We start from the raw sequence: 14,285 nt of genomic DNA on the forward strand, positions 1-14,285 counted from the left end.
CTGGAGTAATTTATGACTAAGATTGTGATTATTGGTGGTGTCGCGGGTGGTGCATCCGCAGCGGCTCGTGCTCGTCGACTCAGCGAAGAAGCTGAAATCATTATGTTTGAGCGGGGCCCCTTCGTTTCATTTGCTAACTGTGGCTTGCCATATCACATCGGCGGTGACATCAAAGAGCGCAGCAATTTGCTGCTACAAACACCGGAAAGCTTTTTAGCGCGTTTTAATGTAGATGTGCGCACTATGAATGAAGTGCTGCGCATTAATCGTGCAGCGAAAACCATCACTGTACGCAATCTGCTGGATCAGTCAGAGTACCAAGAAAGTTATGATTTTTTGCTGCTTTCCCCTGGAGCGGGTCCTATTGTCCCGTCGATTCCTGGGATTCAAAACCCACTGACCCATTCGCTGCGCAACATTCCAGATATGGATAAAATCATCCAGACGCTGCAAATGAATAAACCTGAGCATGCAACTGTCGTCGGCGGTGGTTTTATCGGTTTGGAAATGATGGAAGCGTTCCATCACCTCGGTATCAAAACCACGCTGATCGAAATGGCTGATCAGGTAATGACACCTGTCGATAGTGAAATGGCGGGCTTTGCTCATGCGGAGATTCGCGCTAAAGGCATCGATTTACGTTTAGGTGTTGCCTTAAAATCGGTCGAATATAAACCAGCGGCGACGTTACCTAGCACAGAATCGGGTGAAACTCTGGAGCACAAACACATCGAAGGTGAACTGGATCTTGTGCTCAGCAATGGTGAAATACTCACCACTGACATCCTGATTATGGCGATTGGTGTGCGTCCAGAAACCAAACTGGCTGCTGAAGCGGGCTTACAACTCGGTGAACTTGGTGGCATTTGGGTGAACGAACAGATGCAGACCAGCGATCCAGCAATTTACGCCGTCGGCGATGCGATCGAAGAAAAGGATTTTGTTACAGGCAAACAAACACTGGTTCCACTCGCAGGTCCTGCCAACCGCCAAGGTCGCATGGCAGCTGATAACATGCTTGGTCGTAACGAAACCTATCAAGGAACACAAGGAACCGCAATCTGTAAAATATTCGACTTAGCCGTGGCATCCACAGGCAAAAATGAGAAGCAACTAAAACGTGACGGCGTTGATTACGAAAAAGTGTACGTTCACACAGCCAGCCATGCGAGCTACTATCCGGGCGCTGAAGTGGTGTCGTTCAAAATGCTGTTCGATCCAAAATCAGGCAAAATCTTCGGGGCGCAAGCGGTTGGTAAAGATGGCATCGACAAGCGTATCGACGTGATGGCTGTCGCTCAACGTGCAGGTATGACAGTAGAACAACTACAACACTTAGAGCTGACTTACGCGCCACCATACGGCAGCGCGAAAGATGTGATTAACCAAGCAGCTTTCGTCGCGACAAATATAATGAAAGGCGATGCAAAAGCCATTCATTTTGATCAAATCGATTCGCTAAGTGACACGCATATTATTTTGGATGTACGTAATCCAAGTGAACGTGAAAATGGTAATCATCTCAAAGGCGACATCAATATTCCGGTTGACCAACTTCGTCAACGTATGGATGAACTGCCCAAAGACAAAGAGATCATCATTTATTGCCAAGTCGGGTTGCGCGGTAATGTAACCTACCGCCAACTGGCCAATAATGGCTTTAAAGCACGTAACTTGATTGGTGGGTTCCGTACTTATCTGTTTGCAAAACAATAAAAAAATTCAAAAGAGTGCTGCTGATGCGGCACTCTTTTTAAATTAACCGATGTAAACCGCGATTGGCATATTAGTCTGTTCTTCAAGCTCTTTTAATTTCGCCAACAAAGCTGAGTTAATTTGATTGCCAGCGGTCAACATTAAGTTTCCATTAGGTAAGTACAAATCACGCTTAATTTTCATACCCGGTTTCACTTCACTCAAACCGATGCACAATTCTAGGCCATCCTCCAAGTGTTTTAACGAAGTTACTACCATTAAAAAAGCATCCACGACTGTGGGGTCATATAAGGTTCCAGCCTGCTCTTTTATATAACTCTGCGCACTTTTGGTATGCATACGACGTGGATTATTTGGTGATGCAATATAGTAGTCATAATCTTTAACCACTTTAATAATACGTGAACACAAAGGTATTTCTTCACCATGTAAATGGCTTGGCTTACCAGTACCGTTATACAACTCATCTTGGTGGCGAATGATTTCGACTAATGGCTCAAAGCGCTTAATTCGGCCTAAAATCTTGGCGCCTAATACCGAATTGGCGTTAGGACTCTGAGGAATTGAGGTTTCTGGATCAACAATCAACTTTTCAAGTTCTTTATCTTTCGCACCGATTAATCCTATTTGGTGCATCAAACCACACAAATAGACATGACTTACTTGGCTTTCAGGTAGTTTTAGCCGCTGCGCTACTACCTTCGCTTGGTTGGCAATACGCTCTGCGTGATCGGCTGGGTGTCCCGTTCGATATTGAATGATCGCAGTAACCATACCTAGTATATCTTTAAACGTCTTGTTACGACTTATCAATAAATGTTCTAACTTTTTATTAGATGATTGCAGCTCTAACGTTCTCTCTTTTACCTTCTGCTCTAAATCTTGATTAAATTCAGCCAGCTTACGGTTATTGTCCTCCAAGGCTAGATTCACCACTTCGAGCTCGCTATTGCGTTTTTCTAACTCAATAGCCAAATGTTCTCGCTCTTTTGTCAGACGATAAAACTCCGCTGCTTTTGAAACGATCAATTTTAGGTTTTCGTTATCCCATGGTTTGCCAATATAGGTATGAATTCCGCCGGAATTTACTGCCCTTACGGTTGACTGAATATCGCTGTATCCAGTAAGAAGGATACGAATCGTCTCAGGATATAATTCTTTTGATTTTGCGAGAAAATCGGCACCATCCATCTCTGGCATCCGCATATCAGAGATAATAATAGAGACCTCATGTTGATCTAAATATTCCAAGGCTTCCTTTCCGCTATTAAAAGAAACTATGTCATAATCTGTACGCAAAACCCTCGTTAGTGATTTTAGAATTTCGCTCTCATCATCTAGCAGTAGAAGGCTAAGTCTATCACCACTAATTGCTATTTTTTGTGCGACATTTTCCATCGATCCTCCTCCATTCTAGACAAATAGCTGACCACGTCGTCTGATGATAATGCCTGACTCACCAAATGCCCCTGGATAATGGAACAGCCCAAGGTTTTCAATTTATCTGCTTGCTCCTGAGTATCAACCCATTCGGCAATCACTCCCATTTCAAGTGATTCAGCACTGTCTATCATTGCCCTCAAAATAACTTCATTGGACGCTGATTTGCCAATTGCTTGAACAAATCGCCCATCAATTTTAAGTACATCAAAAGGCATTTCGCACAGATATTCATAGCCCGCATATCCAGTTCCAAAATCATCCAGTGCACAGCTCAATCCCAACCCTTTCAGTTTACTGAGTTCTTGTTTCGCCTGAATAAAATCCTCAATAAAGTCATGCTCCGTTATCTCTATTGACAAATTATTCAAACCGCAACTGAGCTTTGTAGTTAGCTTAGTCAATAATTCGTAAAATTGCCCATTTATCAACATGTTCCCAGGCACATTAACACTGATATTTCGATCTTTAATTAGTTTCTGATGTTGTTTGATGAACATCAGTACGTCTTCCAATATTTTTTCGGTCAACACTGTAGTTAAACCATACTGTTCAATTATGGGTAAGAAGCTGGCTGGATATTGCCACCCATTCTCAACTGTTTTGCGCCTAGCTAATGCTTCAAATCCACAAACATCACCAGTTACCGTCGACAGTTGCGGCTGATAAAACGCGCAGAAATAGCGTCTATCGATATCGTTTAATACAGAAAATAGCGCCAATAACTCTCGGGATTGAGGATCATTATCGAGCCAGTAAATCGGCAGTTGATGATGCAAACGCACTCGCGAGCGTTCATTAAGGTCAGCAATAGATATATCATCGACTTGATGCAACGATTTGACATCACAGAGCAAAACCGTGTATCTGGTTTTAATAAGATGTGTGTCGACTTCAACAGGCTGAGAGAGCCGCGAACATAGGCGCATCACAACTTGATAACCTTTGGGGCTGTATGGAATGCACATAAACAGCTTATCTTTGTAGCGATATATGGTTTCCGGCTCTGTATTACCATCACTCAGATGCCACGCCAGCGTTTTAATAAATTGATTACCAAGCGCTCCGCCGTATTGATGATTAATTTCGTCTAAATTAGCAATATTCACCATGACCAAAGCGTATGAGGAGTCACCATGTTTTTTCAATTCGATAATCTGTTCATCTAACGTACGCCGGTTTTTTAAGTTCGTCAGCACATCACTACCTAGCAATGCTTCACGCTCCAATAAACTCAAACGTATGGTTTCAATCAGCTCCTCTCTATCCCATGGTTTTTGGAGAAAACGATGCAATTTCCCTTCGTTCAAAGCACGAGACAAACCTTTGATGTCAGCTTGACCAGATAGAATAATGGTTACAACATGAGGATACTTATTGCGAATATTGACGACCAGCTCTGTCCCATCCATATTAGGCATTCGATAATCAGAAATCACAATTTCGATAGGGTGCCGCTCTAAAATAGTCAGAGCCTCAAGGCCGCTACTCGCACAATGAACCACAGAAAAATGCGGTTTGAATTCACGAGTTAAAGCTTTAAGTACCGCTGGCTCATCATCTACAAGCAGAATTTCTTTATATCGAAACATACAATTACCCCAATCCTTTCATCGAATGATGAGGTGCAACATAAAGCGGTAAACGAATATAGACGCAGGTTCCTTGACCTATCGTCGACTGAATTTCAATTTTTCCGAGGTGCTCTTCTATGATTTCTTTCGCAACAGATAATCCAAGTCCTGCGCCATCACCGATACGCTTGGTGGTAAAAAAAGGATCAAAAACGTACACTAAATCTTCCGGACAAATGCCTTTACCGTTATCGCATACCGATAGACAGACACTCGATTTATTCTCGATTAATAAGCTGTTTTCCATATACAAGGCGACATTGACTTCACCATCAGTTTGAGAGAATGACTGTAACGCATTGACTAACAAATTAATCAGTACTTGTTGGAGCTTATGGGTTTGCCCTAGAACATAAAATGGTATTTGAGGAGGCTCATAATTTAAGCGTACTTTCAGCTTCATTTCACCCAACACCATATTAGTTGCAGAGCTAACCACGTCTCTTAAATCGACCATTCCAACTGATAATTTGGACTCGTGATAATACACATTCAAGCTCGCTACAATGTTTTTAATACGCGAAAGCCCCTCTAAACTTTCAACAATGATAGACTCGCTATCATCTAGTATTTCTGCCAACTGACGGTCGTTGATCTGCTGGATCTCTGGGTGTGCCTTCACTTGGGCAAGATAGGAACTTAACGTGTTGAAATTACTCATCACAAAGCCGAGTGGATTATTGATTTCATGCGCAACACCGGCGGCCAATTTACCTAAAGAAACCCTTTTTGCATCTTGCTCATTTCGTTGAAGATCGCTACTGCTCTCCCGCATAGACGACAGTAATTTTAAGGCCATCTCAACCAGTAACATGCCTTCTTGGATTTTTTCTAATTCACTTAAATCAAAAGCATTCAGCGTTGTTCGCGCAAGAAACAGGCTATAGCGCCGCGTCGGAGAGGAGACGGAAAAGGTAACGCCACTTTTCCAAGCAGGAAAGTCATTGTGATAGTCTGAGAATTTCCCCGCATCATTGGCTAAATCAGGGAAGTAACTAAACTCCGTATCGGCTAAGACCGGGTATGTGCCTAACTTAATTGTATCGGTGATTGGAAAACTAGAACGCAGTATCTTGAGCCTCTGCTCAGAATTGTAAGAAAATAGCACGATATGTGTATTAGGGAATAAAGGCTGAACATGAGTAATAAACTGATCTAACTTGTCTTCTTGTGATTGATTTGAAAAGATAACTCCTAGCAAAGAAAGTACGACGTAGTGAAATGTTGAGTCCAAGCTGTGTTCTTCTTGAAAGCGTCTATTTTCTTCCTGTTGCTGGGTTTTACTCACATGCATACTCCCTAATCAAATAACGATAATTTTCACTCTATTGCTAGTGTAGCCAATTCGATTGCGTCTATTGGCAACGTAATGATGAATTCAGTACCTTTATTCACTTCGCTATGAACTGCAATGGTGCCTTTATGACCATTGATGATCCCGTACGAAACTGATAAACCTAATCCTGTGCCGGACCCAACCGCTTTGGTGGTAAAGAAGGGTTCAAAGATGCGATCTTTAATCGCATCAGGAATACCACTTCCCGTATCTTTAATGCGAATTTCAACCTGTTTCTCATTTAACTTAGCTAATGAGATGGTGATGGTGCCTTCTCCGACAATCGCCTGACTTGCATTGACAAGAATATTAAGAAGAACTTGGTTAATCTGCATTGGCTGGCAATACACGTCAGGCACGTTTTCTTGATATATCTTCTCTAAAGTAATGTTGTATTTGATTTCGTTATTGATGATTTTCAGCGTTGATTCGATACAGTTTTCCAAATTTGCATAGCTCCATTCAGAACCATCAACGTGTGAAAACTCTTTCAAATTTTTCACAATGGCCATTACTCGAGATGAACCTTCTAGTGATTCTGAAATCAAATCTGCCGTATCTTCTAAAATAAAATCAATCTGTTTCTCTTGTAGTAATGACTCACACTTTGCCGCTAGAGCGGTATCATTTGCTTGTGAAACCTGCTGTTTTATCCCTTCTAAAACGGCGGCTAGCGTTTGAAAATAGTCACTCAGTGTTTGAATATTGGATGTGATAAACCCCACTGGATTATTGATCTCATGGGCGATGCCTGCTGAAAGCTGCCCAATAGAGGCCATTTTCTCTGATTGCAGTAGTTGTCCTTGTGCATCTTCGAGTTTTTTAATCAATACTTTTTGCGCTTGATGTTCTTGCTCTAATTGATGCGAAATGCGCTTAAGTTCCTGCTGCTGACTAGCTTGAATTGTTACGTCATAGACACATATACAGACATGCTCGATAGTCCCATCTTCACTATGAATAGGGATGATCTCCAAATCTTGATACATCTGTTCTTCTTCACCCGATACAGGGCGGGAACTTTTAAAGGGCAATAGGTGAGGCTTCTGCTCCCAACTACTAAAGCTTGAAGTTTCAATCACCAATGCCGTATCAATTTTTCGTTTAAGGTAGTCTGCGGAATGAGGAAATAGTTCAAGTATGTTCTTTCCTTGCATCACATCACCATCAAAAATGACTCGGGATTGGAAATAGTCATTAGCTTTCACGATAATGTAATCCTGCCGTACTATGCACAACGCAAAAGAGAGTTGATCCAGCAGATCAGAAAGCAGTAAGCGGCTTTTTCCCATTCCAAACTCCTACATCAACTCATCGAGGTGAATGAGTACCTTGTCCAATTCGTTGTCTGCAAAACAGATGATGGTTTTAGCAGAGAATGACGCTTTTTCGACTAAAAAAGAGATTTCCATAATTAAAGATAGCTTCCACTGAGAAATGGGAAGCGGCTGTGTTGACGGATAAAACAGCACTGGAGACTGAATTTTAGTTTTTATGTCTATTTGCTGACATAGACCCTTTAGACTTGCACCAGATAAAATATTCGAGATATCTAAAATGCTCTCCTCTAGGCTCACGACATCTTGAGCATCACCTGTTGATTGTTTTAGATCGCTCACTATCTGTTCACAGCCTTTTCTGCTCATTAAGGTCACTAACTCACCATCCATGCCACCAAAAAAAGACTGCCGAGTGTAGTAATAATCGGTTTCATAAGATTGCAGTTGCGCTAAATCCTCATCCGTTGCCACTCCAATACTGGGTACAGATATAGTGACGTGTAAATTAAGTAAGGTAGCCAGTTTATTTGCTGCTCTGCCCATTGAGATATTCATAAATTCTTGCAGGGCGTCTTTATGGTCTTCTGAAAGTGCCATTGTCATAATAGTCCTACCTCGTGCAATGTTTGTTTTAGCTGTGCTGGGTCAAGTGGTTTTTGCAAAAAGGTGACTGCACCGAGTTCTCTTACGCGCTGCTGAGCAAAAGGTTGAATATCGGCACTAATGACAATGACAATACTTTTAGCATCAATGCTATGCAAATATTCAAGGACTTGGAAGCCATCCATTTCTGGCATGGTCAAATCTAAAAACATCACTTCAGCGCACCCATTTTGGTAATTGACTAGGGCTTCTTTGCCATTTTGGGCTTCATTGATTTCTACATCCCACTCTTCAGGAATCGCCCTCATTACCGCTTTTCTCGACATCTTTGAATCGTCTGCTATTGTAATTTTAATTGCCATGCTCGCTCCCTCTAACCAAAAAAAGTAATTATATAATTACTCAATAAATATGGGTTTTAGCTCAACTAATACGCTTGCAATGGAACTTGGTACACCGTCAATCAGTGTTTGGTAGCTCTCATTTTCCTTACATGCTTCTATACGATTTGCAAGCCCCACAATACTGCCAAGTACAACAGATTTGTCATCTGAAAAAAAATCACTCTTACTTTGATTAAGAACGATCTCTCCAATCTCTGAACCGTATCCCCATATCATCAGCATATATGCCGTTACTATGTAGTAATCAGCATATTCTTGTTGAAGCTCCAAGAAAGAATCAACATTATGGATATCAGCGCCTTCCTCCATTAAAATCAATTTTCCGATTGCGGTAAGCAAGCTTGAGACAAACACCCGATCTTTATCTTGTAGGGAGTACCCCAAGTTTTTAGCCAGTAAACGGGATATATAGCTCACCCTCAGCGCCTGTTCTGAAATATCTTGGTGAGCCTTTTTTGAAACTAAGCTGTTAGCGTGATGGCTCAATAACGATATGGCGATGCTCTCCACTAAAGTCGCGCCTAAACGTCCAACAGCTTCCGATAGTGAATCTGTAGTTCGACGAAAACCTAAGTAAGAAGAATTGGCAATTTGAAACACTCGTGCGACTAATACAGGCTCATGGCTAATGGTGTCTGCGATCGATTGAAGATCACAAGTAGGAGAGGCGATAGTTTGTTGTAAACGATGTATCGAATTGGGTAACACCGGAAGATCTTTCAAGCTTCCGAGTTTAATTCGACACTCACTGTTAAACGGCATTTGATAAAGACGTTCGGTACATTCAAATAAGCGTTCAAAGTCCTCTTGTGTGAATGGCTTAGGCAGTACGAAGTGGGAATACGCATGCGCTTTTTGAGGCAAATTCTCCTGCGTATTCCCAGTTAAAAGAGCTCTCACTACTTGCGGGTAAGACTGCTTTACCTCTTTTAAAAGCTCATCGCCACATTTATGCGGCATGAGTAAATCTGAAATGATAATGGCTGGCGGTTGGCAATTATGCTTATTCCATTCTGACAACCAATCTAGTGGCTCTGAAACGAGTATAATTTCCCATTCTGGACGAATACGCCTGATCAAACGAGCAATGGCTTTAAGCATAAAAACATCATCATCTATGCACATGACTTTCAAATGTACTTTTTCCATTTGATTCTCACTTAGCTTCATTGTTTTATTTATTCATATATTGGTTGATTTCGTCCAACAACAACTTACTTTGATCATTGATCGAACTGATTGAAAACTCGGTGTCTTGAGTAACATTGGTTAGATTATCAGTTGCGGCTTCAAGTTTCTGGAATTCAGATGCTAATACATCCGCTCCGACAAACCGAGATGACGATTTCATGGTGTGTGAAATGTGGTGAATCACCTCAACTTGGTTGCAACAAAGCGCACTGCTAAGTTTGTTCAAAGCTTCCAACAGGCTTTTTCGATAGCCGCACAGCATCTCATTCACATTCTCTTCACCAACCATATCCGCCACCCTCTCTGGTGAAAAATACTGCAATCCGTCCATAAAGTGCACCCATAAGCCAAAAAAGTTGATATATGCATCCTGACTTCTAATCCAAAGCGTTAGTACTAGTGTAGACCATATTGCTTAAGTGCTAACAAAAAAGAGCGAGTGAAGTGTATGTATTAGCTTAATACTGCATTGGTAACATCGTAAGAAATAAAGCAATTTCTACCTTGATGCTTTGCTTGGTACAAGGCTTCGTCGGCCAGATTGTAAATATTAGCGATAGACTCAGTACCATTCGGCGTTAACGAGATGACACCTTGAGATAAGGTGACATGATCAGCAATTTCGCTGTATTGATGAGGATAGTGTGCCTTGATCATTGATTGTTGGATTCGCTCAGCGGCGATCAGTGCTTGTTCATAATTGGCATTGCCCAGCAGCACTAAAAACTCCTCACCGCCATATCGCCCTACATACTCACCAGTACGCACAAATAACTGATTCACCGTTTGCGCAATGGTAATCAAGCAGTTATCTCCTTCTATATGGCCGTAGTTATCGTTAAACCGTTTGAAATAGTCCACATCGATTAAAATGAGGCTCATTGGAAATTTGTGCCGCCCATGCCAACTGATCATCTCTTTAAGCTTGTCATCTATAAATCGACGGTTAAAGACTTGCGTTAAGCCATCTTCATTTGCTTGCTGCTGCAAAACACGATTTAGCTCTTCAAGTTTAACCGTTGCGCGTTTAAGCTCTCGACGCATACTTGCAATACGCTGCATGGCTAATAATTTGGAGTTGAGTACCAGTTTATCGACTGGCTTGGTTAAGTAATCATCACCGCCTGCCTCTATCGCTTGCGCGATCATCGACGGTTCATCATGCCCACTTAAAAAGATAATCGGCACCCATTCATGGTATTGCTGACGTATTTTTTTCGATAATTCAAAACCATTCATGCCGGGCATCGAAATATCCATCAGAATCAGTTCTGGATCAAATTGGCAATAGCTATCCAATGCCGCTTGCCCACTGGCAACCGCCTCCACGTGATGACCGAGCTGTTTAAGACGAATGGTGAGTTGCATTCGATCCAGTTGTACGTCATCGACCAGCAAGATCCTCATAGAAGAGCCCGAACTTACCATCTGTAACCCCTTTAAATTTCAATCATATGCTTACGTATAACATAGATTTATTCACTTTCTTTGTTTAATTTTGCGCACAATATTGACTTTTCGCTATAAATTTTTAGCATGTAGCTTTTCCCCTAAAGAGATATCTTCATGTCTGAAGTAAAGCAAACCGAACAACCTGTAGTGGACTTAGACGCCATCTCGCCAGAATTGCGCCAAGTAATTGAATTTGATCAAGTGCCACAAGAGATGTACTACATGGTCGTGTCTATACATGAAGTCTCTGAAGAAGCGGTACGCGAGTCTTGGAACTCTCTACCAGCCAGTGCGCAAAATGTGTTGGATAATTTTGAACAGTTTCATGCGTTGATCTCTGTTAGCCAAGCTTTTGCCGGTGTCAATGTCATGGAGGAGTTCCCAACATTGAATTTACCGAAAGAGATGACAGACCAAGATAAAGAAGAATACCGAGCAGAGCTTCTTGATCAAGTGCTGCATAACTGTGTGAAAGATATGGTTAAACAGATCAAAAAAGCACGCCGCGACCCGATTCTAAAACGCGATTTTAAAGACGTGTTTGCAAAATAAAACGCACACCATTGAGCATAAAGCCGTCAATTTTATATGACGGCTTTTTCTATTGAACCTGAACTCGGGATAAGAGAGGCTTAGGTTATTGAATCAATACATTAATAATGAAAAATATTAATGCGTTAAGACGATATCACGCTGCGACACGCTCACGCCTTTAATTTGCACATACAGCGAATCACCAACATCCAGTTGTAGCTCATCGGCCGCCCATTTGGTTACCGTAGCCCACAGGTAACACCCTTCGCCTAACTTGAGTTTTATCCCCACACTCTGTTTATCAGTACCTTGAGGCTGCTTTTCAATCTGACAAATCTGCGCAGGCAGAATATTACGAATTGACGTCCGGTTTGGCTTATCAAGCGCCACCGAAACATCATTTGCACGGATCTGTAATCGCAGTGCAGAGCCTACCTCGCCTTCCACATATTGCACCCAAAGTTTGACATCATCTGCAAGCGAGACCTGTGTGAGCGCATAATCTTTGTTGTGCTGGCAGATGTGGGCAGAAAACAGACTACTTTGGTCAGCAAATGATTGCCAAGGACGCATATAATTTGAAGACCACACTTGCTCTAGCTCACCGTTTATCAGCACAGCGCCCTGCTCTAACACAACTAAATGATTAGCCAGACGCAAAATTTCATTCATGCTGTGCGTCACATAGAGAATTGGAATGTGCACGCTATGAGCCAGCTCTTCCAAAAAAGGCATCACTTCACGTTTGCGCGGCATATCGAGCGATGCCAACGGCTCATCCATCAATAAAATATCTGGCTTGGATAGTAAGGCTCGGCCAATCGCTACTCGCTGTTTCTCCCCACCCGATAAATCATGCGGATAACGTGTAAGTAATGGCGCTAAAGCCAATAATTTTACGATGGCGGCGAAGTGGTCAGCATCCTTTTTTTTGACACCATAGTTTAAATTGCCATGAACGGTGTAATGTGGAAACAATCGAGCATCTTGAAAAACGTAACCAACGTTGCGCTTTTCAACAGGCAAGTTAATCTTTTTTCGTTGGCTAAATAGGATGCGGCCATTGATCTCGATTTCACCAAGTTCAGGCTTCACCAATCCACTAATAATATTGATGAAGGAGGTTTTCCCCGCCCCTGAACGCCCGAAAACCGCACAAATACCACGGCTTGGTAAAACCAAATCCGCATTAAGCTTGATATCACCTAACTGTTTTTCAAATTGAATCTTTAACCCACTCATCATTGATTCCCTAAGCGCCGCGTCATTCGGCGGCTAATCACTTCAGAAATGAATAACGAAGCCAAGGCAATCGCGATGGAGATAATACACAAACGCATCGCTTCCATTTCGGCTCCTGGCGTTTCTAAAAAGTTATACATCGCAAGAGGAAGCGTTTGTGTTTCACCGGGAATATTGGACACAAAGCTAATGGTGGCTCCAAACTCACCTAGGCTGCGAGCAAAAGAGAGCATCGCGCCAGTGATCAGCCCGGGTATCGTTAAGGGTAATGTAATGGTCAAAAAAACTTTGAGTGGTGAAGCGCCTAAGGTTCGAGCCGCTTGCTCTAACTTAGGATCGACGCTTTCAAGGCTTAAACGAATCGCACGAACCATCAAGGGCAGTGCGATGATGACACACGCCAACACGGCTCCACGCCAACTGAAGCTGAAACGCAAGCCAAACATATTATCAAACCACTGCCCAATTACGCCTTGTTTACCCATGGTGATCAACAGAAGATACCCCACGACCACTGGCGGTAAAACGAGCGGCAAATGCACTAGGCTATCCAATATACTTTTACCCCAAAACTGCTTTCTGGCGAGTAGCCACGCAAAAAACATTCCCAGCGGTAAGAGCCAAAGCACGGTATAAATCGCGACTTTTAAGCTCAGTTGCAGTGCAACCCATTCATATTCAGAAAGCAAAGGAATCCGTTCCTGTTATCACGCTAAAACCGTAGTTCTGTAAGATACTTTTTGCTTGATCGCTGCGTAAAAAAAGCATGAATTGATTCACCGTATCACGCTCAGTTAGCTGCACTAAAGGATAATGGATGGCGCTGTGTAGGCTTGAATCAAATTCGTGTACCACTTTGACCTTATTGCTCATCAATGTATCCGTCTTATATACAATACCAAGTGCGGCTTCTTGACGTTCCACTAGCGCAAGCGCTAAACGTACGTTATTGGTTTGAGCCAGCATAGGGGCGAGCGACGACCACACTTTTAACTTTTCTAGTGTCTCTTTAGCATACATTCCCACAGGCACTGCCATTGTGTTACCTATCGCTAAACGTGAACCGTTCAAGGCGTCAAGCCATGCCGCAACATCATTTACTACCAGCGAATTGAGCTTCGACGATTGAGGGGCGATAAGCACCAGCTGATTTCCAGCCAACAATGTGACCTTATCGCTCGTCACAATGTTCTTGTTAAGCAAGTGAGTAACCCAGTTATCATTGGCTGAAATGAAAATATCCGCTGGTGCACCTTGCTCAATTTGACGAGCAAGCGCGGATGAACCCGCATAAACGGGCACAATGTCTAACGGTTGTTTCGGCTGGTAAGCCGCAATCAATTCATTAACCGCATTCGTCATGGATGACGCTGCATAAACAGTGATTTTCTCTTGTGCATAAACCGCCGTGCAGCACAGCATGGCGACGATAGAGAGCAGTATTTTTCTCATG

At 42.5% G+C, this 14,285-nt stretch carries 14 protein-coding genes; 2 read left to right on the forward strand and 12 right to left on the reverse strand.

Annotated features, from left to right (window positions below; translation table 11 throughout):
* Positions 1-12: 12 nt before the first annotated feature.
* A complete protein-coding gene (locus AACQ79_RS13480; RefSeq protein WP_170899218.1) occupies positions 13-1,716 on the forward strand; it encodes an FAD-dependent oxidoreductase in 1,704 nt (567 codons plus the stop codon).
* 42 nt (positions 1,717-1,758) lie between these two features.
* Here AACQ79_RS13480 and AACQ79_RS13485 read toward each other — a convergent pair whose 3' ends face one another.
* The 9 genes from AACQ79_RS13485 to AACQ79_RS13525 all read right to left on the reverse strand — a co-directional run bounded on the left by AACQ79_RS13485 (position 1,759) and on the right by AACQ79_RS13525 (position 11,032).
* Positions 1,759-3,114 carry an HD domain-containing phosphohydrolase gene (locus AACQ79_RS13485; RefSeq protein ID WP_094132203.1) on the reverse strand — a complete coding sequence of 452 codons (1,356 nt, stop codon included), beginning with the start codon at positions 3,112-3,114 and terminating at the stop codon, positions 1,759-1,761.
* Positions 3,090-4,748, reverse strand: a complete 1,659-nt coding sequence (locus tag AACQ79_RS13490; protein ID WP_170899219.1) for an EAL domain-containing protein — start codon at positions 4,746-4,748, stop codon at positions 3,090-3,092. Before AACQ79_RS13490 ends, AACQ79_RS13485 begins: the two co-directional genes overlap by 25 nt.
* A gap of 4 nt (positions 4,749-4,752) precedes the next feature.
* Positions 4,753-6,084 (reverse strand): sensor histidine kinase, encoded by a 1,332-nt coding sequence (locus tag AACQ79_RS13495; protein WP_170899220.1) that lies wholly within the window; start codon positions 6,082-6,084, stop codon positions 4,753-4,755.
* A gap of 26 nt (positions 6,085-6,110) precedes the next feature.
* On the reverse strand, positions 6,111-7,418 hold the full coding sequence (locus tag AACQ79_RS13500; RefSeq protein WP_017047214.1) for a sensor histidine kinase: 1,308 nt from the start codon (positions 7,416-7,418) through the stop codon (positions 6,111-6,113).
* Positions 7,419-7,427: 9 nt separating this feature from the next.
* Positions 7,428-8,009, reverse strand: coding sequence for a chemotaxis protein CheC (locus AACQ79_RS13505; protein ID WP_013867877.1), 582 nt, complete (start codon positions 8,007-8,009; stop codon positions 7,428-7,430).
* Positions 8,006-8,371 carry a response regulator gene (locus tag AACQ79_RS13510; protein WP_019282209.1) on the reverse strand — a complete coding sequence of 122 codons (366 nt, stop codon included), beginning with the start codon at positions 8,369-8,371 and terminating at the stop codon, positions 8,006-8,008. Before AACQ79_RS13510 ends, AACQ79_RS13505 begins: the two co-directional genes overlap by 4 nt.
* 36 nt (positions 8,372-8,407) lie before the next feature.
* Positions 8,408-9,583 (reverse strand): HDOD domain-containing protein, encoded by a 1,176-nt coding sequence (locus tag AACQ79_RS13515; RefSeq protein ID WP_088733408.1) that lies wholly within the window; start codon positions 9,581-9,583, stop codon positions 8,408-8,410.
* A gap of 4 nt (positions 9,584-9,587) precedes the next feature.
* Positions 9,588-9,893 (reverse strand): Hpt domain-containing protein, encoded by a 306-nt coding sequence (locus tag AACQ79_RS13520; RefSeq protein WP_026027203.1) that lies wholly within the window; start codon positions 9,891-9,893, stop codon positions 9,588-9,590.
* Between the two features lie 164 nt (positions 9,894-10,057).
* Positions 10,058-11,032, reverse strand: coding sequence for a diguanylate cyclase domain-containing protein (locus AACQ79_RS13525; protein WP_088733409.1), 975 nt, complete (start codon positions 11,030-11,032; stop codon positions 10,058-10,060).
* Positions 11,033-11,170: 138 nt separating this feature from the next.
* Between AACQ79_RS13525 and AACQ79_RS13530 the strand changes: the two genes are divergently transcribed.
* Entirely contained in the window at positions 11,171-11,608 is a 438-nt protein-coding gene (locus tag AACQ79_RS13530) for a DUF3069 domain-containing protein (RefSeq protein WP_017046416.1), read from the forward strand.
* 117 nt (positions 11,609-11,725) lie between these two features.
* Here the strand turns inward: AACQ79_RS13530 and modC are convergent, their stop codons facing one another.
* From modC to modA, 3 genes are read right to left on the reverse strand one after another with little or no spacing between them, the layout of a single operon-like run.
* Positions 11,726-12,832 carry a molybdenum ABC transporter ATP-binding protein ModC gene (modC, locus tag AACQ79_RS13535; protein ID WP_170899282.1) on the reverse strand — a complete coding sequence of 369 codons (1,107 nt, stop codon included), beginning with the start codon at positions 12,830-12,832 and terminating at the stop codon, positions 11,726-11,728.
* Entirely contained in the window at positions 12,832-13,521 is a 690-nt protein-coding gene (gene modB, locus AACQ79_RS13540) for a molybdate ABC transporter permease subunit (protein WP_170899221.1), read from the reverse strand. The genes modC and modB overlap by 1 nt, the downstream gene beginning before the upstream one ends.
* Positions 13,511-14,284, reverse strand: coding sequence for a molybdate ABC transporter substrate-binding protein (gene modA / locus AACQ79_RS13545; RefSeq protein WP_170899222.1), 774 nt, complete (start codon positions 14,282-14,284; stop codon positions 13,511-13,513). Before modA ends, modB begins: the two co-directional genes overlap by 11 nt.
* Position 14,285 lies beyond the last annotated feature (1 nt).

The sequence above is a fragment of the Vibrio sp. 3-2(1) genome (assembly GCF_963887575.1).
GTDB classification, from domain to species: domain Bacteria; phylum Pseudomonadota; class Gammaproteobacteria; order Enterobacterales; family Vibrionaceae; genus Vibrio; species Vibrio anguillarum.

Bases quoted from the DNA above. Each gene is read 5' to 3' on its own strand.
- AACQ79_RS13525 (WP_088733409.1), bottom strand. From the start codon at position 11,032: ATGGTAAGTTCGGGCTCTTCTATGAGGATCTTGCTGGTCGATGACGTA.
- AACQ79_RS13500 (WP_017047214.1), bottom strand. From the start codon at position 7,418: ATGGGAAAAAGCCGCTTACTGCTTTCTGATCTGCTGGATCAACTCTCT.
- AACQ79_RS13530 (WP_017046416.1), top strand. From the start codon at position 11,171: ATGTCTGAAGTAAAGCAAACCGAACAACCTGTAGTGGACTTAGACGCC.
- modA (WP_170899222.1), bottom strand. From the start codon at position 14,284: ATGAGAAAAATACTGCTCTCTATCGTCGCCATGCTGTGCTGCACGGCG.
- AACQ79_RS13480 (WP_170899218.1), top strand. From the start codon at position 13: ATGACTAAGATTGTGATTATTGGTGGTGTCGCGGGTGGTGCATCCGCA.
- AACQ79_RS13495 (WP_170899220.1), bottom strand. From the start codon at position 6,084: ATGCATGTGAGTAAAACCCAGCAACAGGAAGAAAATAGACGCTTTCAA.
- AACQ79_RS13485 (WP_094132203.1), bottom strand. From the start codon at position 3,114: ATGGAAAATGTCGCACAAAAAATAGCAATTAGTGGTGATAGACTTAGC.
- modC (WP_170899282.1), bottom strand. From the start codon at position 12,832: ATGAGTGGGTTAAAGATTCAATTTGAAAAACAGTTAGGTGATATCAAG.
- AACQ79_RS13515 (WP_088733408.1), bottom strand. From the start codon at position 9,583: ATGAAGCTAAGTGAGAATCAAATGGAAAAAGTACATTTGAAAGTCATG.
- AACQ79_RS13520 (WP_026027203.1), bottom strand. From the start codon at position 9,893: ATGGTTGGTGAAGAGAATGTGAATGAGATGCTGTGCGGCTATCGAAAA.
- AACQ79_RS13510 (WP_019282209.1), bottom strand. From the start codon at position 8,371: ATGGCAATTAAAATTACAATAGCAGACGATTCAAAGATGTCGAGAAAA.
- AACQ79_RS13505 (WP_013867877.1), bottom strand. From the start codon at position 8,009: ATGACAATGGCACTTTCAGAAGACCATAAAGACGCCCTGCAAGAATTT.
- AACQ79_RS13490 (WP_170899219.1), bottom strand. From the start codon at position 4,748: ATGTTTCGATATAAAGAAATTCTGCTTGTAGATGATGAGCCAGCGGTA.